Source organism: Paraburkholderia sp. BR10923 (genome assembly GCF_040948765.1).
GTDB lineage: Bacteria > Pseudomonadota > Gammaproteobacteria > Burkholderiales > Burkholderiaceae > Paraburkholderia > Paraburkholderia youngii.
In genome coordinates, this window is sequence record NZ_JBFPKO010000001.1 from 690,363 (window position 1) to 711,602 (window position 21,240).

A 21,240-nucleotide genomic window follows, 5' to 3' on the forward strand; every position below is an offset into this window, starting at 1 on the left:
AGGGCAGGAAGCTGGCGCGCCGCTCAGCGCGCCAGCTTCGTTTCGAGCATCGCTTTCACCGCGGGCCATTCGTCGTCGATAATGCTGAAGCGCACCGAGTTGCGCTTGCGCCCATCGGGCATGATCCGCTCGTGCCGCACGATGCCTTCCTGTTTCGCGCCTATGCGCAGGATCGCCGCGCGCGATCTGTCGTTGAGCTCGTCGGTCGTGAATTGCACGCGCACGCAGCGCATCACGTCGAATGCGTGGCACAGCAGCAGATACTTCGCCTCGGTGTTGACGACCGAGCGCTGCGCCGAGGCGGCGAGCCACGTATGGCCGATTTCGAGCTTACGGTTCGCGCGATCGATCTTCCAGAACCGCGTGCTGCCGACGATGCGGCCGGCGCCGTCATTCCGGTCTTCCTCGTCACGCCGCACGATCACGAACGGCATCACCTTGGCCGCAGCGCGGCCGGCGAGCGCCCTGGCGATATAGGCATCGATCGTCGCCGGGCCCGGCACGACGGTCAGCTTCATGTCCCACAATTGCCCATCGGCGGCGGCGTCGACGAGCGCCTGCGCGTGGTCTTCGCGCAGCGGCCGCAACTCGACGAACGAGCCGCTCAGCGTGGGTTGCATCGATTCGGCGGAGATATCGTTCATGGCAATGAAAAAGGTCCGCGAGCGGAACACTCGTGGACCTGGCAGACCGGTTGATCCGTGCTCGGGAACGACGCGAGCGGCAAACCCGCGGCGCCGTTACCGAAGCGCGCGATCAAGGTGATTAAATCAGGTGATTAAACCGACATTACCGTGACAGCCTTGGTGACGAGGTAGGCTTCCATCGCCTCCGGGCCGCCTTCCGAGCCGTAGCCGGAATCCTTGACGCCGCCGAACGGCATTTCCGGCGTCGGCGTGGCGGGCTGGTTGATCCACAGCATGCCGACTTCCATGCGCTGCGACAGCAGATGCACGTTGGCGAACGACTTCGTATACGCGTAACCGGCGAGGCCGTACGGCAGACGGTTCGCTTCGGCGATCGCTTCTTCGAGCTTGTCGAAGCCGCGGATCGCGGCGACCGGGCCGAATGGCTCGTTGTTGAACACGTCGGCTTCGAGCGGCACGTCGGTCAGCACGGTGGCCGCGAAGAAGTTGCCTTCGGTACCCACGCGCTCGCCGCCCGTCGCGACCTTCGCGCCGGTCTTGCGGGCGTCGTCGACGACCTTGGCCATCGCGCTCAGACGGCGCGCGTTGGCGAGCGGTCCGAGCGTCGTGCCCTCGGCGAGACCGTCGCCGAGCTTCAGGCTTTCAGCGTGCTTGACGAGCGCCGCGGCGAACTCTTCCCGGATGCTGTTGTGCACGAGGAAGCGCGTCGGCGAAATGCAGACCTGGCCCGCGTTGCGGAACTTCGCGGCGCCGGCTGCCTTAACCGCGAGCGCGACGTCGGCGTCTTCCGCGACGATCACCGGGGCATGGCCGCCGAGTTCCATCGTCGCGCGCTTCATGTGCGAACCGGCCAGCGCCGCGAGCTGCTTGCCGACCGGCGTCGAGCCGGTGAACGTAACCTTGCGGATCACCGGATGCGGGATCAGGTAGCTCGAGATTTCGGCCGGATCGCCGAACACGAGGCCGACCGTGCCGGCCGGCACGCCGGCTTCGACGAATGCCTGCAGCAGGGCCGCCGGCGACGCCGGGGTTTCTTCCGGCGCCTTCACGAGGAACGAGCAGCCGCAGGCGAGCGACGCCGACAGTTTGCGCACGACCTGGTTGACCGGGAAGTTCCACGGCGTGAACGCGGCGACCGGTCCGATCGGCTCCTTCAGCACTTGTGACTGCGCGGCGAGGTTGCGCGACGGCACGATGCGGCCATACACGCGGCGGCCTTCGTCCGCGAACCATTCGATGATGTCCGCGGCCGCCAGCACTTCGACGCGCGCCTCGGCGAACGGCTTGCCCTGTTCCTGCGTCATCAGGCGGCCGATGTCGGCGGCGCGCTCGCGCACGAGAGCCGCAGCCTTGCGCATGATGGTGGCGCGCTCGTTGGCCGGCACCTTGCGCCAGGCTTCGAAGCCGCGCTGCGCGGCTTCGAGCGCGCGGTCCAGATCGGGGATGCCGGCATGCGCGACCTTGCCGATGGCCTGGCCGGTCGCGGGGTTGATCACGTCGAGGGTCTTGCCGCTGGCGGCGTCACACCATTCGCCGTTGATCAGAAGACGGGTATCGGTATAGCTCGAGATGGCCATGCTGGGTTCCTGTGAGAGGGAAAACAACAGGCCGCGTGGTTGTGCGGCACGAGGCGACACACCTACGCGGCCATGAATGAATTGCCGATATCAATTATCTTATCTGATTGCGGGCAATCGCACCGGACGCGGACCGCGGGCCTCCGCTCGTGGCATGCGGTTTGCTGAGACTTGGCACCGGAGCGACTTTGCGGGTCACGCCGAGGTGCCGCGTCCGCGCCGCACGAAACGCCTGCGAGACGCAGCGCTTCATCCATTCAACCGCTACTACAGCGCATCACGAGGACATCGCCATGCCAACCGGAACAGTGAAATGGTTCAACGACGCGAAGGGCTTCGGCTTCATTACCCCCGATGACGGCGGCGAAGATCTGTTCGCGCATTTTTCGGAGATTCGATCCGAAGGTTTCAAGTCGTTGCAGGAAAACCAGAAAGTCAGCTTCGAAATCAAGCAGGGGCCGAAAGGCAAGCAGGCGGCCGATATCAAGCCCGTGTGACGTCGGCATGGCGGTTCATCCGCATGCGAGGTAACGATGGATAAGGACGCCGCCTACGCGGAGATCGAGCGCAATGGCGGCGCCGCTTATGCGAAGACCTTCGCCGCGCGCTATCCCGACGAACCGCTTACACCGTTCTGTCATCGCTATCTGTTCGAACAGGCGCAGCGCGATGAAGCGGAGCACGACGCGGCCGCGGCCACGCACGACGACGAGCGCGGTTTCGCGCTGAGGTCGCTCGCGCGCATGGAGGCGTCGTCGCATATCGCGCAGGCGGCGGCGAGCGCGTCGCGCGACGCGGCGGCCGCCGCGCACACATCGGCGCGCGCGGCTCGGCGCTCGGCCTTCTGGACCATGATCGCCGCGCTCGCGTCGGCGACGGGCGTAGTGGTAAACGCGGCCCTCAATCTCGGCTGGCTCGAATGGGCAAGGCATCTTGCGCAATAAGCGACGCGTCGGGCCGCGCGTTCGCGCCCGTGAATGTGATGTGCATCGGAGGCGCCAATGGGGCTAGCCCGCAAACCACGCGACAACCTATGCATGTACCACACCGATACGACATCGATGCGACACGGCTACACGAGCGCGTCGATCGCACAAATCGACCCATCGGAGCATGCCGCGGACGGTCTGAACGCAGTATTATTCTTCAGGTTTCCTTCAGCTTTGCTCCGTACTATTTGCGCCACTGCCCGTGGCCTTTCAGGACCGCGGCCGCCGCTACGTGCGGCTCGAGCACAGGCTTTCACGACCTGCATTCGGGCAATGGAACAGATAGATTCCTGACTGAAAACTGAAAGCGCCTATAAAGGCTTGCTGGAGCATCCATGAAAACTCTGTTCTTGCAGGCGCCGTCGTACGACGGCTTCGATGGTGGCGCGGGTTCGCGCTATCAGGCCAAGCGTGAAGTTCGCTCGTTCTGGTATCCGACGTGGCTCGCACAACCCGCCGCACTCGTTCCCGACAGCCGCGTGCTCGACGCAACGGCAGACGGCCTGTCCGTTGAAGCCGCGCTCGACATCGCTTCGCAATACGAGCTGGTGGTGATTCACACCAGCACGCCATCCTTCCCGACCGACGCACTGTTCGCCCAGGACCTCAAGAAGCGCAAGCCGTCGCTGCTGATCGGCATGGTCGGTGCGAAGGTCGCGGTCGATCCGCATAATTCGCTGATCGCGACCGAGGCCATCGACTTCGTTTGCCGCGAGGAATTCGACTACACCTGCAAGGAAATCTCCGAGGGCAAGCCGTTCTCGCAGATCCTGGGCCTGAGCTATCGCGCCCCCGACGGCTCGATCGAACACAACGAAGCGCGCCCGATTCTCGAGAACATGGACGAGCTGCCGTTCGTCGCGCCGATCTACAAGCGTGATCTGACCATCAAGAACTACTTCAACGGCTACCTGAAGCATCCGTACGTGTCGCTGTACACCGGCCGCGGCTGCCGCTCGAAGTGCACGTTCTGTCTGTGGCCGCAAACGGTCGGCGGCCATCGCTATCGGGTGCGTTCAGTCGAGAACGTGCTCGAGGAAGTGAAGTGGATTCGCGACAACATGCCCGAAGTCAAGGAGATCATGTTCGACGACGACACGTTCACCGACTTCAAGCCGCGCGCCGAAGAAATTGCGCGCGGCATGGGCAAGCTGGGCGTCACGTGGTCGTGCAACGCGAAGGCCAACGTGCCTTACTCGACGCTGAAGATCATGAAGGAAAACGGCCTGCGCCTGCTGCTGGTCGGCTACGAGTCCGGCGACGACCAGATCCTGCTGAACGTCAAGAAGGGCCTGCGCACGGACATCGCGCGGCGCTTCGCGCAGGACTGCCGCACGCTCGGCATCAAGGTGCACGGCACCTTCATTATCGGCTTGCCCGGCGAGACCCAGGAAACGATCCAGAAGACCATCGAGTACGCGAAAGAGATCAATCCGCTGACCATCCAGGTGTCGCTCGCCGCGCCGTATCCGGGCACCCGGCTCTATCACCAGGCGGTCGAGAGCGGCTGGCTCGCGGAGAACAAGGTGATCAATCTCGTCAGCAAGCAGGGCGTGCAACTCGCGGCGATCGGCTATCCACATCTGTCGCGCGACGAGATGTACCACCAGCTCGAGAACTTCTATAAACGCTTTTATTTCCGGCCGTCGAAGATCTGGGAGATCCTGCGCGAAATGCTGACGAGCTGGGACATGATGAAACGGCGCCTGCGCGAAGGCGTCGAATTTTTCCGCTTCCTGCGCGCGCACGAGGCGTGAGCGCCGTACACATCGCCGCCGTCACGCTCGCGTACGCGTGCGCGGCGGCGACTGTTGTCGGCATCGGCTACACCGTGCTCGCAAGCGCGCTGATCGGGCGCTTCTTCGCGAGGGCGGTGGCCGTTCCCTCCAGCTTTCCACCCATTACGGTGATCAAACCGTTGCACGGCAACGAGTGGGCGCTGCTCGATAATCTGTCGAGCTTCTGCGCCCAGGATTATCCGGGGCCCGTGCAATTCCTGTTCGGCGTGCACGACTCGGCCGACCCCGCGCTGCAAACCGTCGACGAACTGCGGCGCCTGCATCCGCGCGCGGACATCGCCGTGGTCGCCGATGCGCGCCTGTACGGCCCGAACCGCAAGATCAGCAACATCCTCAACATGCTGCCGCAGGCGCGCCACGACGTGCTCGTGTTCGCCGACAGCGACGTGTGCGTCGGCCCCGACTATCTGCGCAACGTGATCGGCGAATTGCAGAAGCCGGGCGTCGGGCTCGTCACCTGCGCGTATCGCGGCCAGCCCGATCCGGGTTTCTGGCCGCGGCTGTCGGCGATCGCCACCAACTACCAGTTCCTGCCGGGCGTCGTCACCGGACTCGCGCTCGGGCTCGCACGCCCGTGCTTCGGTCAGACCATCGCGATGCGGCGCGACACCTACGAGCGGATCGGCGGCTTCAAGCCGTTCGTGCGGCACCTGGCCGAAGACTACGAAATCGGCGCGGCGGTGCGCGCGGCGGGCGAGCAGGTCACGATTCCGCCGTTCGCGATCGCGCATGCCTGTGTCGAAGCGAGCGCCGCGCAACTGGTGACGCACGAACTGCGCTGGAGCCGCACGATCCGCCGCATCGATCCGCTCGGACACTTCGGTACCGCGCTCGTGCATCCGTTGCCGTTCGCGCTGCTCGCGCTCGCGTGCTCGGGCGGCGCGCCGTGGGCGTGGCTGCTCGCGGCAGTGACGGTGCTCGCGCGTGTCGCGTTGAAGTGGCGCGCGGATCGGGCGTTGCGTCAGCGCTGCCGCGATCTGTGGCTACTGCCGTTATGGGATATCGTATCGTTTGCGATTTTCGTCGCGAGCTTCCGCTCCTCGCGGGTGATCTGGCGGGGCTTCAGCTTCAAGGTCGACGGCGACGGGCTGCTGTCGGCGGCACAGGACGAATGACGAACGAACGGCAGATTGGGCGGGCAATGAGCGAAGAAGGATCGAGCGGGCGACACAGCACCGCACTCGAGACGCACGGCAGCGGCCTGGCGGCCCAGGCGGCACAGGCGGCGGCGCACTCGGCAACCCATACGGCATCACATACCGCGGCACGCGGCGTGCGGCGCATCGCGCCCATCGAGGTCGCGTGCGAGGTGCCCGCATGATGAAGCATCTGGGCCGCGCGGCCGCGCTCGCGGGTTTGCTGATCTCTTTGTGGCTGGTCTGGCGCGAAGATCCGCGCGCGGTGCTCAGCGCGTTGCGCGCGGCCGGCGCGGGCCTCGTGCTGGCCGCGTTGGCGCACGTGCTGCCAATGGTCGCCAACGCCTGCGACTGGCGCTCGCTGATTCGCGGCGCGAATCGCCCAAGCTTCGGCAGGATGATGCATCTGGTATGGGTGCGCGAATCGGTCAACTCCATGCTGCCGGTCGCGCGGATCGGCGGCGAACTCGTGGCGTTCCGCATGTTCAAGCGCTGGGGCGTCCGGCCATCGACAGCGGTCGCCAGCACCATCGTCGATATGCAACTGACCTTGATCAGTCAGCTGATGTTCACGATGGTCGGCATCGGCTTTCTGTTCGCCAACGCGCAATCGGGCGCGCTGCGGCTCGCCGGGCAGCTCGCGTGGGGCGTGGTCGCGTTGACGCCGCTGCTATTGCTGTTCGGGCTCGTGCAGCATGCGAATCCGTTCGAGCGCATCACGCGCGTGGCAAACAATATGACGAGCGGCAAGCTGACCGCGCTGGTCGGCCAGTCCGCGCAGATCGATCAATCGATCAAGGTGATCTGGCGACGCCGCGCGGTCGTGCTGCGCTATCTGTTTTTCTGGCAGCCGCTGCAATGCGTGCTGACCTCGCTGGAAATCTGGCTCGCGCTGTATTTCCTCGGCGCGCGCGTGACGCTCGTCGAGGCGATCGTGATCGAATCGCTGATCCAGGCGGTCAGCAGCGCCGCGTTCTTCGTGCCGGGCGGTCTCGGCGTGCAGGAGGGCGCCTTCGTACTGATTGGCGGCGCACTCGGGCTCGATCCCGCCACCTGTCTTGCGCTCGCGGCCGCGCGGCGCATTCGCGACCTGCTGATGTTCGTGCCGGGCCTGATCGCGTGGCAGTTGTTCGAGGCGTCCGGCAGCGCGCGGCCGCATGCCGCGCCACACGGGGTGGGCGCCGGGCTGGCCAAACAGCGTTCGGGCGTCGCTGACGTGAACCGCGGCGGCGAGCGGCGCTGAGCGATCGGCGCGCGGTTTCCCGCTTCCCGCTCGCGTCTTCGACGCGCATGCCGCGCGCCGTCAGCGCGGCGCGCGATAGGCCGGAAACGACACCTGCACCGCCAGCCCCCGGCCCCCGATTCCCGCGCCTAGCTGCAGACTCGCGCCGAAATGCTCGGCGATCCGCGCAACGATCGACAACCCCAGCCCGCTGCCGGTCGCCTGATTGCCGGTCGCGCGGAAAAAGCGGTTCGTGAGGCGCGCGAGATCGTCTGGCTCGACGCCGGGACCGTCGTCCCGCACGCTCAGCTGCACGTGCTCGTCGGCATGGCGCACCGCGACTTCGATATTGCCCCCCGTACGTCCATACTTGATCGCGTTGTCGAGCAGATTGTCGAGCAGGATGCCGATCAGCACCGGCTCCGCATCGATCTCGGCGAGCATGTCGCCGACCAGCATCACGTTGATGTGCTTTTGCTGCGCATTACGCCGGTTCGCGAGCAGCGTATCTCTCGCGATCGCGGCCGGCTTCACCGGCTCGGTGGGCAGCTTCTCCTGCACGTCGAGCCGCGCGAGCAGCAGCAACTGCTCGGCGAGCCGGGCGCTGCGATCGACGCCTTGCACGACGCGCTCCATCGCGAGCCGCTGCAGCCCGATGTCGGGCTCCGCGAGCGCAACCTGCGCCTGCACCTTGATCGCGGCGAGCGGCGTCTTCAGTTCGTGCGCGGCATCGGCGGTGAAGGCGCGTTCGAGTTCGAGCGCATGCTGCAGACGCGCGAGCATCTGGTTGATCGCATCGACGAGCGGGCGCACCTCGAGCGGCGTGCGGCCGATGCCGACCGGTTCCATGCGGTTGATGTCGCGAGAACTGAGCGCGGCCGATAGCACCTTCAGCGGCGCGAGGCTCCAGCCGATGCTGAACCACACGAGCACCGCGAGCACCGGCAGCGCGATCAGCGTGGGCCGTGCGATGCGCCTCGCGATTTCGCTCACCAGGTCGCTGCGGGTATTGGCCGGCTCGAACACGCGCACGCTGTGGCCGAGCACGGTATCGCGCAACGTGAACGAGTGATAGAGCTCGCCGACCAGCATCACGTCTTGCGCGCCGCTCGCGGGCGGCAACGGCAAATCCCACGCGGCCAGCGCGTGCAGTTGCGGGCTACCTGCCAGCACGACGCCGTCGGCCGAGCGCACCTGGAAAAGCGCATCGCGCGGCAGGGTGTCGTCGTCATCGTAGTTGTTCGCGCCGGCTTCGCCGTTTCGCTCTTCTTCGCGCAGGTCGATGCGCGCATTCGCGAGCGTCATCAGATTGGCCGAATCGAGCAGCGCGAGCATCTGCGCGAGTTCGGCGAGGCGGGCTTGCTCCCATAGGCCGACTTCGCGCGTCGCCTGCCGGTAGCTCGACGCGAGCGCGCCGCCCCAGACGAGCGCGATGCTCGCCAGCACCAGCAGCACGAGGCGCCGCCGGATCGACGGACCGATCATTCTTTCTCCATCACATAGCCGATGTTGCGCACGGTCTTGATTAGATTTGCGCCGAGCTTCTTGCGCAGGTTCGACACATGCACCTCGATCGCATTGCTTTCGATTTCTTCCTGCCAGCCGTACAGGCTTTCCTCGAGCCGCGAGCGCGACTGCGGAATGCCGAGATTGGTCAGCAGTTGCAGCAGAATCGCCCATTCGCGCGATGTAAGCGGCACGCGCGCCTCGTCGATCTGCACTGTTTGCGCGGCCGGATTCACTGTCAGATTCTGGTAACGAATCAGATCGATACTGCGACCTTGTGCGCGGCGCAACAGCGCGCGGCACCGCGCGACCAGCTCGGTGAGATCGAACGGCTTGCCGAGATAGTCGTCGGCGCCCGCTTCGAGACCGCCGACGCGATCGACGACCGTGCCTTTCGCGGTCAACACCAGCACCGGCACGTCATTGCCGGCGTCGCGCATGCGTTTGAGCAGCTCCGTGCCGCTCACGCGTGGCAGGCCGAGGTCGAGTACCACCAATGCATATTGAGTCGTGTCGAGCGCGAGGCTGGCCTTGTGGCCGTCGCGTGCCCAGTCGACCGTGAAGCCGGCCTGGCGGAGGCCCGCTTCGACACCGCAGCCGATGAGCTCGTCGTCTTCTACGAGGAGTAAGCGCATGAGGCAAATGTTCCAATGTGGGGATTTATTGCATAACGTCCTGCATTTTTATGCAAGCGGCATTGATGCGTCTATACGAACAATCCGCCGGTGTTTCGAAGTGTAACCACGCCGTTCGTTAGCCGCTTTATGCCATGCGGATGCTTAAGGTTTCCTTCAGCTTGAATCGATACCATCGACGCGCTATAAAATGGTCGTCGCAGATCGTGATGCATGTGCGAGACCAGGTTGTCGTCAGGCCATCGCAACCTGATCGTAAGGACTTCGATGGAGTGACGCGCGAGGCATTCTTTATGCTGGTCGATAGCGTCAATGGACGGTATCGACGAGTCCCGCCCAATGCCAGCATCCGGTCAGGCTGCAAGGCCCCGCACGAGGCACGTTATGAAGCGAGTCACCATCGACATGCTACGAGCCCATTTGCTAGTCGCGTCTCTGACCGCCGCAGGCACCGAAGCGCTGCTGTGCATCGCGCTGCCTGTACTGCCGGTCTCTGACGCTTTTTTCGCTTCAGCATCGTTCAGGCTGTTCGCGCTCGCGCTGATCATCGGCGGCGTAGTGATTGCGCGCGAATTCTCCGAGGTCGCCTTCGAGCTCGCGGTGCGGCGCGACTACGCGATTCGCGCTGCTCGCGGCGCATGGCCCGCCGTGATCTCAGCGAACTGTCCACGCCGGTGGCTCGTCGTGCTTCACCTCCGGCTAACGGGGCAACCGTTCGTGCTGGCCGAGCACTGACGGATACGGACGACACACGATGGCGGCCCACGCGTTGATTGCATGTCAATGGCTTCTGTTGGCCGGCTGCGTTAGCGCTTCGATCTACACGGTAGCCGCCGCGCTCGCCATGCCGTTTTTCACCGCGCGGCATAAATCGAACCATCATGGCGGCAGGGCGGTCAATGGCGCATACGGCGGTTCGCTAGTGGGTTCGTCCGATGGACCAGGCGGGCCGTTCGCGCAGGTCGGTGTCAGCGTGCTGAAGCCGCTGTGCGGCGCCGAACCGCGTCTCTACGAGAATCTCCGGACCTTCTGCGAGCAGCGGCATCAGCATTTTCAGCTGGTGCTGGGTGTGTCGTCGCCGCACGATCCCGCCATCGCGGTGGTGCGCCGCTTGCAGGCCGCCTATCCCAAGTGCGACATCGAGCTCGCGATCGACACGCGCGTACATGGCAGCAATCTGAAAGTCAGCAACCTGATCAATATGGCCGCACGCGCTCGCCACGACGTGATCGTGATCGCCGACAGCGACATCGCGGTCGACTCCGACTATCTCGACAGCGTCGCCGCGCCGCTCGCGGACCCGAGCGTCGGCGTGGTCACGTGCCTGTACGTCGCGCGCGGCGTCGGCGGCTTCTGGCCGCGCGTCGGTGCGCTGTTCATCAACGAGTGGTTCGCGCCGTCGGTGCGGGTCGCCCATGCGATGGGCTCGCGCCGCTTCGGTTTCGGCGCGACCCTCGCGTTGCGGCGCGCGACGCTGGAGCGCATCGGCGGCTTCGAGGCGCTGAAAAACTGCCTCGCCGACGACTACTGGCTCGCCGAGCACGTGCGCGCTCTCGGTCTGCAAACGGTGCTGTCGCGGGTGATGGTCGCCACCGACGTGATCGAGCCGACCTTCGCGGCGCTGTGGCAGCGCGAAACGCGCTGGCTGCGCACGATCCGCTCGGTCAATCCGCCGGGTTTCGTGTCGCTGCTGATCACATTCCCCACACCGTGGCTGTTGACGAGCGCAGGGCTGACCGTGTCGCTCGCGACCTGTGCTCACGCGCCGTTCGCGGCGGTGGTCGCGAGCGCGTCGGCGACCGCGCTCTGCGTTGGTGCGCGCCTGCTGCTGCATTTGCGTGCAGCGCGCCGTGCGCGCACGTTCTGGCGGGATCTGCCGCTGGTGCCGTTGCGCGATACGCTGCTCGCGCTCCAGTGGCTCGTCAGCGCGTTCGGTTCGCACGTCGTGTGGCGCGGCGAGCGCATGCAGCTCGGCACGCCGTCCGCCGAGCGCAGCGGCCGGCTGGACAGCCTCACGTGATAGCGCGCGGCAAACCGGCCCAGCCCCGCGGACTGATCATCACCGCCGACGATTTCGGCCTGCATCAGCGCGTCAATTTCGCGGTCGAGCGCGCGCACCGCAACGGTGTGCTGCGCGCGGCGAGCCTGATGGTCGGCGCGCCGGCCGCCGAAGACGCGGTTGCGCGCGCGCATACGCTGCCGGAACTGCGCGTGGGCCTGCATCTGGTGCTGGCCGACGGTGCCGCGCTGGCGCCGCGCGAGCAGGTCGCCGCGCTGCTCGACGAGAACGGCCGCTTCGGCAGCAACATGGTGCGCGACGGCGTGCGCTTCTTCTTTCTGCCGCACGTGCGCCGGCAACTCGCCTACGAAATCCGCGCGCAATTCGAAGCCTTCGCCGCGACCGGCCTCAGGCTCGACCACGTGAACACGCACAAGCATTTTCATCTGCATCCGACCGTGCTCGGCCTGATCCTCGACATCGGCCGCGACTACGGCATGAAGGCGATGCGTCTGCCGTTCGAAGCGAACGCGCCGCTGTGGCTGCGGCCGTGGGTCGCGCACGTGAAGACGCGGCTCGAGCGCGCGGGGATCGCGCACAACGACTACGTGGTCGGCATTGCGGCGAGCGGGCGCATGGACGAGGCGAGCTGGCTCGCCGCGCTCGCGAATCTGCCGCATGGCGTCGGCGAAATCTATTGTCATCCGGCGCTGGCCGGTGACGCGCTGAGCGAGGGCATGCACGACTACCGACATGCCGACGAGTTGCAGGCGCTGTTGTCGCCAAAGGTGGCCGCCGCGATCCGCGCGCTCGGCGCGCGAGTCGGCGGGTTCGCGGATGTGCTTGCGTAGCGTCAGCTTCGCGAAACGCGGAAAACCTGGGCCGCGCTCACACCGGCTGCTTTTTCATCAATAGCTTCAGCAACGCGGGCAGCAGCAACAGCACGAGCGGCAACTGGACGATCAGTCCGGAAATGATCGCGATCGCGAGCGGTTGCTGCATCGCCGAACCTTGCCCCAGCGCGAACGCGAGCGGCAACAGCGCGAGGATCGCGGCGATCGTCGTCATCGCGATCGGCCGCAGACGATTGCGGCCGGCGGCCTGCAACGCGTCGTCGAACGGCATTTCGTCGTCGCGCACCAGCGCCTGCAATTCGGATACATAAAAGATGGCAACTTCCGTCACGATGCCGATGATCATCGTCATACCCATCATCGCCGAGATATTCAACTCGATGCCGGTGATCCAAAGGCCGATGAACACCGCGCCGGCAGCGAAGAGCGGCATTGCCAGCACCGCGAGCGCGACACGCAGGCGTTCGTACAGGAACAGCAGCAGGCCGAACACGAGCGCGATCGCGGCGCCGAACACGGTCAAGAGCCCCTTGAAGGCGATCTGCTGTTGCTGGTACAGACCGCCGAGCTCGTAATAGACGCCCGACGGCAGCAGGTCCGCGTTGCCGAGCGCCTTCTGCACGTCAGCGATCGTCGAGCCGAGATCGCGCCCGTCGATGCGCGCAGTGACCGCGACCATCCGCTTCAGATTCGAGCGGCTGATTTCGGGCTGACCGGTAACGCTCACGCGATCGGCGACGCGCTTCAGCGCGAACAGATGCCCGTCCGGCGCGCGAATCTGTAACTGACCGAGTTGCGTATCGGTCATCTGGCGCGCGCCGTTCACGCGCACGCGCACGCCTACCGTTTTCGGGCCGCTCTGGAACTGCGTCGCGACATTGCCTTCGAGCATGTCGGTGACGGCCTGCGCGATCGCGTGCGGGTCCATGCCTTCGGCCGCGGCGGCGGCGGGCAGGATGTGCAGCTCGATCGCGTCGCCGGCCGGGTTGATACCGTCGTTCACGTCGACGATGCCCTGAATCTGGCCGATACGCGCGGCAACTCTGCGCGCGGTGGTGTCGAGCGTGTGCGGATCGTCGGAGAAGATCTTGATCTGCACCGGCTGGGGCACCGCGGTCAGATCGCCGATCAGGTCTTCCATCAGCTGCGCGAGCTCGATGCTGACGCCCGGCACCTGTGTGTCGATCTGCGAGCGGATTTCCTCCATCACGGTGTCGATCGGTTCGCGCTTGCCCGACTTCAGGCGCACGAAGAAGTCGCCCTTGTTCGGCTCGTTCAGATCGCCGCCGAGGCCCGCGCCGGTACGGCGCGAATAGGTCGCGACGTTAGGGTTCGCGCGCACGATCTGCTCGATCTGCTTCATCAGCCGGTCCGTTTCGGTGATCGACGTGCCCGGCTGCGTGTGATAGTCGAGCACGAAGCCACCTTCGTCCATGCTCGGCATGAAGCCACTGCCGACGCGCGTGAATGCGAACGCCGCGACGACGATCAACGGCACGACGCCGAGCAGCACGAGCGGCGGCCGTGCGATCACGCGGCCGATCGTCACCGCATAGCGCCGGTTCAGCCATGCGGCGAAACGGGTTTCCTGGTGCTCCTCGGCGTCTTTGGGCGTGAGCCAGTGGTCGCACAGGATCGGCACCGCGAGCCACGTGACGAGGAACGAAATGAACAGCGCGCTCGCCATCGTCAGCGACAGCGCCTTGAAAAAGGCTCCCGTCACACCCGACAGAAACGCGAGCGGCACGAAGATGATCAGCGTTGCCGCCGACGAACCCGCGAGCGGCCGTGTGAATTCGAGCGCCGCGGCCATCACGCGGCCATGGAACGCGCGCGCGCCGGCTTCACGCATGCGCCGCACGATGTGCTCGATCATCACGATCGCGTCGTCGATCACGAGGCCGACCGCGGCCGCCATACCGCCCAGCGTCATGATGTTGAAGCCCATGCCGAACACGTCGAGCAGCAGGATCGTCGCGGCCATCACGACCGGCACCAGCGCGACCGCGATCGCGGTGATCTTCCAGTTGCGCAGGAAGAAGAACAGCGTCAACGCCGCGAGCACGATGCCGATCATGATCGCGTCGCGCACGCTGGTGGCCGACGCGATCACGAGTTCGCTCTGGTCGTACCAATTCGACAGATGCACGCCCGCGGGCATCTGCGGCTGGAACGCGGCAATCTTCGCGCGGATCGCGCGTGCCATCGCGACGCTGTTGGCGCCGGGCTGCTGGTACACGTTCAGGAGCACCGCATCCTGACCATCGGCGGTGACGCGCATCCATTGCGGCACGACGCCCTGGCGCACCATCGCGACGTCGCCGAGACGGATCTGCGCGCCGTTCGCATTGCCGTTGGCGGACACGACCACGTTGCGCAGTTCGTCGAGCTGCGTGATCGTCGAGTTGGTGACGACGAGGTACAGCTTGTCGTGATCTTCGATGCGGCCGTTTGCCATCAGCACGTTGCTCGCGCCGATCGCCTTCGATACATCGGCGAGCGACAGCTTGTACGCGGCGAGGCGGGCGGGATCGACCGCGACCTCGAACTCGTCCTCGGCGCCCCCGGTCACCTCGACGCGCGCGACGCCTTCCACCGACGACAGCAGCGGCCGCATCTGGAACTGCGCGAGATCGCGCAGCGCGGACAGCGACTGTTGCTTCGACGTGAGGCTGTACGCGAGCACCGGAAACACGGTCGGGTCCATGCGCCGCACCTGCATCGTCGTGCCGGGCGGCAGCGTCGCGAGAATTTCGCTGATCGCCGATTGAGCCTGCAGCGTCGCCTGCGCCATGTCGGTGCCCCAGTCGAAGTTCAGCGAAATCTCCGCGGCGCCACGGCTCGTCGTCGATTCGACGTCGCGCACGTTCGGCACGCGCCGCAGCGCTTCTTCGACCGGCATCGTGACGAGCGTGGTCATCTGCTCGGCGGGGCGGTCGCCCGCGTCGAGCGATACGACCGCGCGCGGAAACGCGACGTTCGGAAACAGCGAGATCGGCAGACGGAACGCGCTCAACACGCCGGCAATCGCGAGCAACGCGATGACGAACAGCAGCGAGCGGCGATGCGTCTGCATCCATTGGCCGAAGTTCATCGCGCGCCATCTCCCGCGGCGCGGACCGCCATGCCGTCTTTCAGCTCGTAGTTGCCGCTCGTCGCGACGCCGAGCATGGGGTCGAGCGGGCCATCGACGCCGTAGCGCTCGCCGTTTTCGATCGCGATGCTCACTGCGACGCGATGCGCCTTGTTTTGCGGCGTGATCTGGAACACGTACGCATGCTGCCCATCCTGCAGCACGGCCGCGCGCGGCACGATCCAGTGCGTGCCCGTGCGGGTCGCGATGTCGCCAGAAACGCGTGTGCCGGGGATGAACGGCGTCTGCGCGAGCGGTACCGTCGCGCCGATGTTGACCAGTTGCGATTGCGGATCGATCGCGGCACCGACGAGCACCACACGGCCTTCGATCGACGTCTGCGCGAGTGCCGCGGACAGGCCGTGCAGCGTAACGGCATCGCCGGGATGGATCGCTGCGGCGTCGGTGGGCTCGACGCCGAGCGTCACGTTTGCGCGCGCATCACGGCTCGCGCCACTCGCGAGTTGCAGAATCGCCGCGCCTGCCTGCACCTGGTCGCCCTGTGCCGCCGACAGCTGCAGCACCACGCCGTCGAACGGCGCGGTCACGACCTTGTTGCCGCTCGCGATGCCGCTCTGAGTCTGCGCGGCGAGCGCTTCGCGCGCATCGTCGACGGCCTTGCTCGCGCTCGCGAGCTGCGATTGCGTCGCGAGACCTTTGTCGTACAGCGACCGGGTCCGCGCGAGTTCGCCTTGCGCGAGCGTCAGCGCGCTTCTCGCCTGAGTTGCGGCAAGCACCGCGGCAGGATCGGCCTGGACGACGAACAGTGGCGTGCCGCGCTTGACGGTCTCGCCCGCCTGCACGCGCATCTGTGCGATACGCGACACATAGGGCAGGTTGATCGTCGTCAGGTTCGACGCGGTGGTCGCGACGATCCCGAAGCCGCGCACCGGCTGCGCGATCGCGGCGCGCTGCACGTGCACGGTCTGCACCGCGACCGACGATTGAGTTTCGCTGGCGGGGTTGTCGTCCGCACGAACCGGATGGACTGCTGCGTACAGCAGGACCGCGCAAACCAGCGGCGCGGCGACGGCCGCAACACGCGGCCATCCGTACCGCGATGGAAACAGGCTATTTCGCATGAGTGTCGATGAAAGTTTGAGCGGGAGTGAAAGCGTCGGGAATCGCGCTGCCGAGCAGCGCCTGCAAGCCGACGCGTTGTTCGTCGAGCGCTTCGCGCAGCGTCGCGACGTCGATGCGTTTCGCGAGCGCGGCGCTTTGCGCGTCGGTGTACGCGCCGAGCGCGAGGTTGTGTTCGGCGTAGGCCGCCGCGGCTTCGCGCGCGGAGCGCTCGACGCCGGGTAATGCGGCTTCGGTCTGCTGCAACTGCCGGGCGAGAATCGCGCTGTCCTCGCGCAGCCGGGCGACGTCCGCATACGCCTGGTTCAGCCGGGTCTGGTACTCGTCGCGAAGCCGCTGACGGGTCGCTTTTTCGATCGCGACATTGCCCTGATTGCGGTTGAAGATCGGCAGACTCAGGTTGATCTGAAAGCCGCTCGTGTAGATGTTCGAGGTGTCGCGCGCCCGCACGAAACCGACCGACAGACTCGGGAACTGGCTCAGAATCGCCGCGCGGTATTTCTGCTCCTGCGCTTCGTAGCCGGCCTGTAGCGCGATCAGGTCGGGGCGACGGTGCGCGAGCTCGGCGAGCGCTGAGTCGAGCGTGGCGTCGGGGAGCGGTGCGACTTCGTCGTCGTGGCCTGCCTGCAACTGCAATTGCACGTCGGGCGCGAGACCCAGCAGAGCGTTCAGATCGTGATGGGTTTGCGCGGCCGCGCGCTCGGCGTCCGTGTACTGCTTGCGCGCGTCGCTGTAAGCGATGAGCGCGGCGGTGAGCGTATCGTCGGTCAGATTGCCGTCCGCGCGCGCCGCGGCCATGCGCTCGTAACGGGTGCGCGCGAGTTCGCGTTGCTGTTGCAACAGCGGCAGCGTGCGCTGCTGAAAGCAGCTCTTCACGAACAGCTGGCGCGCCTGCGCGACGACCTGCCATTCCTGCCACAAAAGGCCGAGATCGGTCTTCGCCAGCGTCGCGTCGGCGGACTGTTTGTTCGCGCTGCGCAGCACGATCGCCATCACGTCGATGCTGAGGCCATAATTGAACGCGCGCGTGGTGCCGGCCGCGCCCGGATAATCGCTCGACACGCTCAGTTGCGGATCGGGCAGCAGACCCGCCGAATAAGCCTGCGCGCGGGCGATGCCGAGATCGTCGCGGGCCAGCTTCAGATCGGGGTTGTTGGCGACCGCGAGCATCGCGACTTCGTCGATGTCGAGCCCGTCGGCGGGATCGAACCGATGGGTGGCCAACTCGGGCAGCGGCATGCTCGCGGGATCGATGCGGACCCGTTCGAGCGATCGCGCGGACGTCGAGGTGACCTGCGGCGCGAGCGGTTCGCGGTGATAGGTCGCGCAGCCGCTCATCAGCAGCGCGCACAACGGCATCAGCGCGCGCCGACGCAGCGCCGTCACGGGATGGAAATCAGGCAAAATCCGGCTCCTGCGAATCATCGGAAGGGGCGAGCGACTCGCGAACGAGGCCTCGCAATGGGAGCCAATTTTCCGAAGCGCGCGCTTAAGACAGGCTTAACGTCGAATCGCCTGACCCGAGCCGCGCGAAATCGGCGCCGTCATCAGTACCCGTAAGGCTTCGTTAAGCTGCTGGGGCCGATAATGCGGCGGCTAAAACCGCAGCAAGGAGGGGAGAGACCATGCGCCTGCTATTGGTCGAAGACGACGACATGATCGCGGAATCGGTGCTGGGCGCGATGCGCCGCGCCGGCTACGCGATCGACTGGGCCGAGGACGGCCGCGCGGCGGAACTGTCGCTCGACAACGGCGTGTACGACCTCGTACTGCTCGACCTCGGCCTGCCGAAAAAAGACGGCATCGACGTGCTGAACGCGTATCGCCGCAACGGCGGCGCGGCGCCGGTCATCATCCTGACCGCGCGCGACGCGATCGACGAACGCATCCGCGGTCTCGACGCCGGCGCCGACGACTACCTGATCAAGCCGTTCGATCTCGACGAACTGGCCGCGCGCATTCGCGCGCTGCTGCGCCGGCGCACCGGCCAGAAGCAGCCGGTCTACAGCCACGGCGAACTGACGCTCGACCCCGCCGCGCATGAAGTGACCAAGGACGGCGTGCCGCTGCCGCTGGTGCCGCGAGAATTCGCGCTGCTGCAGGCGCTGATCGAGGAGCCGACCCGCGTGTTCACCAAGGCCGAGCTCGAAGAAAAGCTGTACGGCTGGGGCGAAGAAGTCGGCAGCAACACGATCGAAGTGCATGTGCACAGTCTGCGGCGCAAAATCGGCGCGGACCAGGTCGTGACCGTGCGCGGGGTCGGCTACCGCCTGAAGAGGTGCGGATGACGTCGATTCGCCGCTGGCTCCTCGGCTGGCTGATCTTCGGCATGGCGGCGACCTCGATGGTCGCGGCTTTCGCGATCTTCCATACCGCGCGGCGCGAGGCGAGCGAGCTGTTCGACTACGAACTGCGCAGCGTCGCGTTGTCGCTGCCGTCGTCGCTGAGCGGCGCGGGGCCGCGCGAGCATCGTGCCCCCGACCTCGGTGATCTCGCCGACGACCGCATCGTCATCGAGATCTGGGACAAGAGCGGCACGCTCGTCTATCACTCCGCGCAGGCGCCGATGTTCGAGCGTCTCGCGCCGGGCTTCCACACGGTGCCGCGCGGCGAGTACCACTGGCGCATCTTCGGCGTCGCGCAGCCGGACCGCTACGTGCAGGTCGCGCAGCCCGTGTCGGTGCGCGAGGACCTCGCGTTGCATCTCGCGCTGCACACGCTGTGGCCGCTCGGCGTGCTGCTGCCGGTGACGATCGCGCTGGTGCTGCTGGTGGTCGCGCGCGGGCTCGCGCCGATCGGCGGGCTGTCGCGCGCGCTCGCGACGCGTTCGATCGATTCGCTCGAACCGCTGCGGCTCGACGGCAACATGCCGGTCGAAATCCGCCCGCTCGTCGAAGCGCTGAACGATCTGCTGCAACGTCTGCATACGGCGTCGCAGGCGCAGCGCACGTTCATCGCCGATGCCGCGCACGAGCTGCGCTCGCCGCTCGCGGCGCTGAAGCTGCAACTGCAGGCGGCGTCGCGCGATGGCTCGCTGAGGGGCGAGGGGCAGACGCTCGAGCGTGTCGAAAATCGGGTGAACCGGATCATTCACCTCGTGCAGCAATTGCTGACGCTGGCGCGCGAAGACGCGCAGCCGGTCACCTCGACGGTGCCGGTCAGCCTGCGCCGCATCGGCGAGCAGGCGGTCAGCGATTGTTCCGTGCTCGCGGAGCTGCGCGAAATCGATCTCGGCCTCGAATGCGAACAGGCGCGCACACCGAACGACGCCTACACGGTGCTCGCCGAGCCGCACAGTATCAGCGTGTTGTTGGGGAATCTGATCAACAACGCGATTCGTCATACGCCGCGGGGCGGCCGTGTCGACGTGGTGCTGCGGCGCACGGGCGAGCGGGTTGGCTTCGAGGTCGTCGACAGCGGCTCGGGGATTCCGGAGGCGGAGCTCGAACGCGTGTTCGACCGTTTCTATCGCGGCGAGGAGTCGAAGGGCGAGGGCAGCGGGCTCGGTCTCGCAATCGTTGCGCGGATCGCCGAGCGGCATCAGCTCGGGCTGTCGCTGCACAACAATGTCGGCGCGCCGGGCTTGCGGGTGTCGGTCACCGGGCTGCACGCGCCCGCCGCCGATGCGCCCGTCACGGCCGCGAATTAACGATCGTCATTGCAGCTAGCGGTTGTCACAAGCATATAGGCGCACGCTGCTACAATCTCATTTTTACAGATCGACAGATTGGTTGTGCACTATGGGTTTCGAACAACTCGCTGAACTGAAGAAGCAACTGGCCGCGGCGCGAGCCGCCGCCGAGGGCGCCGGCAAGCCCGATCGCAAATCGGCTGCGCGCCCCGCTTCGAAGTCCACTGGCAAGCCCGCTTCAAATCCTGGGGCACATCCTGGCTCTAACGCCGAGCGTGGCGCCAATCCGGGCACGAAGCCCGGTGGCCGGCCCGGCGGAAAGCCGGCCGCGAAGGCCGGTGGTCGGCCGGACGGCAAGCCGGGCACGCGACCCGGCCGCCCGCAGCCGCGCCACGCCGCACCCGAGGGCGCCGCGCCCGCCAGGCCGGCGGCGGCGGACGCCAAGCCGGTGGACCCGGTGGTGCGCTCGATCGGTCGTCTGCAAAAGCGTTTCCCGGTCGCTTTCCCGAAGAATCCGGCCCCGAAGCTGCCGCTGAAGATCGGCGTTTTCGAAGACCTCGTCGTGCATGCGAAGGAGCTGTCGCTGACCGAAGCCGAGCTGCGCGACGCGATCAAGACGTGGTGCCGTGGCGGGCGCTACTGGAAGAGCCTCGTCGAAGGCGCCGCGCGCGTCGATCTGGCGGGTGTCGAAGCCGGCAAGGTCACGGCGCAGGAAGCGGCCGGTGCGCAGCGCCTGCTCGCGCATCGCGCGGCGAAGGGCGCGCAGAAGGCCGCCGCGGCGACGGCAAGCGCAAATGCCCCGACCGATGCCGGTACACCGTCACCGTCCGGGAAGGCGACCGCCGACGAGCCGCAGGCCGAAGCAGTCGTAGCGGCAGTCGCGGAACAGGCGGTTCCGCAGGCGGATGCCGCTGCTGCAACGCCGGAAGCCGTAGCACCGAATGCCGCCGGCAGCGCGGACGCCCAGGCGCAAACCAGCGCCCAACACGAGACGCAAGCTTCCACTCCCTCCCAGGCCTAACCTTGGCATAA

19 protein-coding genes are annotated in these 21,240 nt (G+C 66.3%); 12 read left to right on the top strand and 7 right to left on the bottom strand.

Features of this window, described 5'->3' with window-relative positions:
- Positions 1–23 precede the first annotated feature (23 nt).
- On the bottom strand, positions 24–644 hold the full coding sequence (locus tag AB3X94_RS03115; RefSeq protein ID WP_368610745.1) for a GNAT family N-acetyltransferase: 621 nt from the start codon (positions 642–644) through the stop codon (positions 24–26).
- Positions 645–778: 134 nt separating this feature from the next.
- Positions 779–2,224, bottom strand: coding sequence for an NAD-dependent succinate-semialdehyde dehydrogenase (locus AB3X94_RS03120; protein ID WP_176108401.1), 1,446 nt, complete (start codon positions 2,222–2,224; stop codon positions 779–781).
- Between the two features lie 293 nt (positions 2,225–2,517).
- On the opposite strand from AB3X94_RS03120, the gene AB3X94_RS03125 reads away from it, so the two are divergent.
- The 6 genes from AB3X94_RS03125 to AB3X94_RS03150 all read left to right on the top strand — a co-directional run bounded on the left by AB3X94_RS03125 (position 2,518) and on the right by AB3X94_RS03150 (position 7,391).
- On the top strand, positions 2,518–2,721 hold the full coding sequence (locus AB3X94_RS03125) for a cold-shock protein (RefSeq protein WP_007181784.1): 204 nt from the start codon (positions 2,518–2,520) through the stop codon (positions 2,719–2,721).
- 36 nt (positions 2,722–2,757) lie between these two features.
- Positions 2,758–3,168, top strand: a complete 411-nt coding sequence (locus AB3X94_RS03130) for a hypothetical protein (protein WP_176108402.1) — start codon at positions 2,758–2,760, stop codon at positions 3,166–3,168.
- Between the two features lie 380 nt (positions 3,169–3,548).
- On the top strand, positions 3,549–4,970 hold the full coding sequence (gene hpnJ / locus AB3X94_RS03135) for a hopanoid biosynthesis associated radical SAM protein HpnJ (protein WP_176108403.1): 1,422 nt from the start codon (positions 3,549–3,551) through the stop codon (positions 4,968–4,970).
- Entirely contained in the window at positions 4,967–6,127 is a 1,161-nt protein-coding gene (gene hpnI / locus AB3X94_RS03140) for a bacteriohopanetetrol glucosamine biosynthesis glycosyltransferase HpnI (RefSeq protein ID WP_176108404.1), read from the top strand. Before hpnJ ends, hpnI (AB3X94_RS03140) begins: the two co-directional genes overlap by 4 nt.
- A 26-nt stretch (positions 6,128–6,153) precedes the next feature.
- Positions 6,154–6,333 (top strand): hypothetical protein, encoded by a 180-nt coding sequence (locus AB3X94_RS03145; RefSeq protein WP_246392040.1) that lies wholly within the window; start codon positions 6,154–6,156, stop codon positions 6,331–6,333.
- Complete coding sequence (locus AB3X94_RS03150; protein ID WP_176108406.1) at positions 6,330–7,391, top strand: lysylphosphatidylglycerol synthase domain-containing protein; 1,062 nt, start codon at positions 6,330–6,332, stop codon at positions 7,389–7,391. Before AB3X94_RS03145 ends, AB3X94_RS03150 begins: the two co-directional genes overlap by 4 nt.
- Positions 7,392–7,451: 60 nt before the next feature.
- Here the strand turns inward: AB3X94_RS03150 and AB3X94_RS03155 are convergent, their stop codons facing one another.
- Positions 7,452–8,855 carry an ATP-binding protein gene (locus tag AB3X94_RS03155; RefSeq protein ID WP_368610746.1) on the bottom strand — a complete coding sequence of 468 codons (1,404 nt, stop codon included), beginning with the start codon at positions 8,853–8,855 and terminating at the stop codon, positions 7,452–7,454.
- The gene (locus AB3X94_RS03160; protein WP_013089566.1) at positions 8,852–9,511 is read right to left on the bottom strand and encodes a response regulator; all 660 of its coding nucleotides are present in this window, start codon (positions 9,509–9,511) and stop codon (positions 8,852–8,854) included. Before AB3X94_RS03160 ends, AB3X94_RS03155 begins: the two co-directional genes overlap by 4 nt.
- A gap of 384 nt (positions 9,512–9,895) precedes the next feature.
- Here AB3X94_RS03160 and AB3X94_RS03165 point away from each other — a divergent pair, with 384 nt between their 5' ends.
- Genes AB3X94_RS03165 through hpnK form a run of 3 tightly spaced genes read left to right on the top strand, consistent with a single transcriptional unit; the run spans position 9,896 to position 12,361 of the window.
- On the top strand, positions 9,896–10,246 hold the full coding sequence (locus tag AB3X94_RS03165) for a hypothetical protein (RefSeq protein WP_176108408.1): 351 nt from the start codon (positions 9,896–9,898) through the stop codon (positions 10,244–10,246).
- A 19-nt stretch (positions 10,247–10,265) separates the two neighbouring features.
- Positions 10,266–11,531, top strand: a complete 1,266-nt coding sequence (gene hpnI, locus AB3X94_RS03170) for a bacteriohopanetetrol glucosamine biosynthesis glycosyltransferase HpnI (RefSeq protein ID WP_368610747.1) — start codon at positions 10,266–10,268, stop codon at positions 11,529–11,531.
- A complete protein-coding gene (gene hpnK, locus AB3X94_RS03175) occupies positions 11,528–12,361 on the top strand; it encodes a hopanoid biosynthesis-associated protein HpnK (protein ID WP_176108410.1) in 834 nt (277 codons plus the stop codon). Before hpnI (AB3X94_RS03170) ends, hpnK begins: the two co-directional genes overlap by 4 nt.
- A gap of 37 nt (positions 12,362–12,398) precedes the next feature.
- Here the strand turns inward: hpnK and AB3X94_RS03180 are convergent, their stop codons facing one another.
- The 3 genes from AB3X94_RS03180 to AB3X94_RS03190 are packed head-to-tail and all read right to left on the bottom strand — an operon-like array spanning position 12,399 to position 17,981.
- Positions 12,399–15,458 carry an efflux RND transporter permease subunit gene (locus AB3X94_RS03180; RefSeq protein WP_368610748.1) on the bottom strand — a complete coding sequence of 1,020 codons (3,060 nt, stop codon included), beginning with the start codon at positions 15,456–15,458 and terminating at the stop codon, positions 12,399–12,401.
- Complete coding sequence (locus AB3X94_RS03185) at positions 15,455–16,579, bottom strand: efflux RND transporter periplasmic adaptor subunit (RefSeq protein ID WP_176108412.1); 1,125 nt, start codon at positions 16,577–16,579, stop codon at positions 15,455–15,457. The genes AB3X94_RS03180 and AB3X94_RS03185 overlap by 4 nt, the downstream gene beginning before the upstream one ends.
- Positions 16,569–17,981: a TolC family protein gene (locus AB3X94_RS03190; RefSeq protein ID WP_368610749.1), complete on the bottom strand. Its 1,413-nt coding sequence runs from the start codon at positions 17,979–17,981 to the stop codon at positions 16,569–16,571. Before AB3X94_RS03190 ends, AB3X94_RS03185 begins: the two co-directional genes overlap by 11 nt.
- Before the next feature lie 221 nt (positions 17,982–18,202).
- On the opposite strand from AB3X94_RS03190, the gene AB3X94_RS03195 reads away from it, so the two are divergent.
- The 3 genes from AB3X94_RS03195 to AB3X94_RS03205 all read left to right on the top strand — a co-directional run bounded on the left by AB3X94_RS03195 (position 18,203) and on the right by AB3X94_RS03205 (position 21,229).
- Positions 18,203–18,865: a response regulator gene (locus AB3X94_RS03195; protein WP_018434619.1), complete on the top strand. Its 663-nt coding sequence runs from the start codon at positions 18,203–18,205 to the stop codon at positions 18,863–18,865.
- Positions 18,862–20,226, top strand: a complete 1,365-nt coding sequence (locus AB3X94_RS03200; RefSeq protein WP_176108415.1) for an ATP-binding protein — start codon at positions 18,862–18,864, stop codon at positions 20,224–20,226. The genes AB3X94_RS03195 and AB3X94_RS03200 overlap by 4 nt, the downstream gene beginning before the upstream one ends.
- A gap of 91 nt (positions 20,227–20,317) precedes the next feature.
- Positions 20,318–21,229 carry a ProQ/FINO family protein gene (locus AB3X94_RS03205; RefSeq protein ID WP_368610750.1) on the top strand — a complete coding sequence of 304 codons (912 nt, stop codon included), beginning with the start codon at positions 20,318–20,320 and terminating at the stop codon, positions 21,227–21,229.
- Positions 21,230–21,240: the final 11 nt, after the last annotated feature.

What these genes read in the sequence shown, in the direction of transcription:
- AB3X94_RS03115 (WP_368610745.1), bottom strand. Translation starts at nt 644, where the DNA reads ATGAACGATATCTCCGCCGAATCGATGCAACCCACGCTGAGCGGCTCG.
- AB3X94_RS03120 (WP_176108401.1), bottom strand. Translation starts at nt 2,224, where the DNA reads ATGGCCATCTCGAGCTATACCGATACCCGTCTTCTGATCAACGGCGAA.
- AB3X94_RS03125 (WP_007181784.1), top strand. Translation starts at nt 2,518, where the DNA reads ATGCCAACCGGAACAGTGAAATGGTTCAACGACGCGAAGGGCTTCGGC.
- AB3X94_RS03130 (WP_176108402.1), top strand. Translation starts at nt 2,758, where the DNA reads ATGGATAAGGACGCCGCCTACGCGGAGATCGAGCGCAATGGCGGCGCC.
- hpnJ (WP_176108403.1), top strand. Translation starts at nt 3,549, where the DNA reads ATGAAAACTCTGTTCTTGCAGGCGCCGTCGTACGACGGCTTCGATGGT.
- AB3X94_RS03145 (WP_246392040.1), top strand. Translation starts at nt 6,154, where the DNA reads ATGAGCGAAGAAGGATCGAGCGGGCGACACAGCACCGCACTCGAGACG.
- AB3X94_RS03150 (WP_176108406.1), top strand. Translation starts at nt 6,330, where the DNA reads ATGATGAAGCATCTGGGCCGCGCGGCCGCGCTCGCGGGTTTGCTGATC.
- AB3X94_RS03155 (WP_368610746.1), bottom strand. Translation starts at nt 8,855, where the DNA reads ATGATCGGTCCGTCGATCCGGCGGCGCCTCGTGCTGCTGGTGCTGGCG.
- AB3X94_RS03160 (WP_013089566.1), bottom strand. Translation starts at nt 9,511, where the DNA reads ATGCGCTTACTCCTCGTAGAAGACGACGAGCTCATCGGCTGCGGTGTC.
- AB3X94_RS03165 (WP_176108408.1), top strand. Translation starts at nt 9,896, where the DNA reads ATGAAGCGAGTCACCATCGACATGCTACGAGCCCATTTGCTAGTCGCG.
- hpnI (WP_368610747.1), top strand. Translation starts at nt 10,266, where the DNA reads ATGGCGGCCCACGCGTTGATTGCATGTCAATGGCTTCTGTTGGCCGGC.
- AB3X94_RS03180 (WP_368610748.1), bottom strand. Translation starts at nt 15,458, where the DNA reads ATGAACTTCGGCCAATGGATGCAGACGCATCGCCGCTCGCTGCTGTTC.
- AB3X94_RS03185 (WP_176108412.1), bottom strand. Translation starts at nt 16,579, where the DNA reads ATGCGAAATAGCCTGTTTCCATCGCGGTACGGATGGCCGCGTGTTGCG.
- AB3X94_RS03195 (WP_018434619.1), top strand. Translation starts at nt 18,203, where the DNA reads ATGCGCCTGCTATTGGTCGAAGACGACGACATGATCGCGGAATCGGTG.
- AB3X94_RS03200 (WP_176108415.1), top strand. Translation starts at nt 18,862, where the DNA reads ATGACGTCGATTCGCCGCTGGCTCCTCGGCTGGCTGATCTTCGGCATG.
- AB3X94_RS03205 (WP_368610750.1), top strand. Translation starts at nt 20,318, where the DNA reads ATGGGTTTCGAACAACTCGCTGAACTGAAGAAGCAACTGGCCGCGGCG.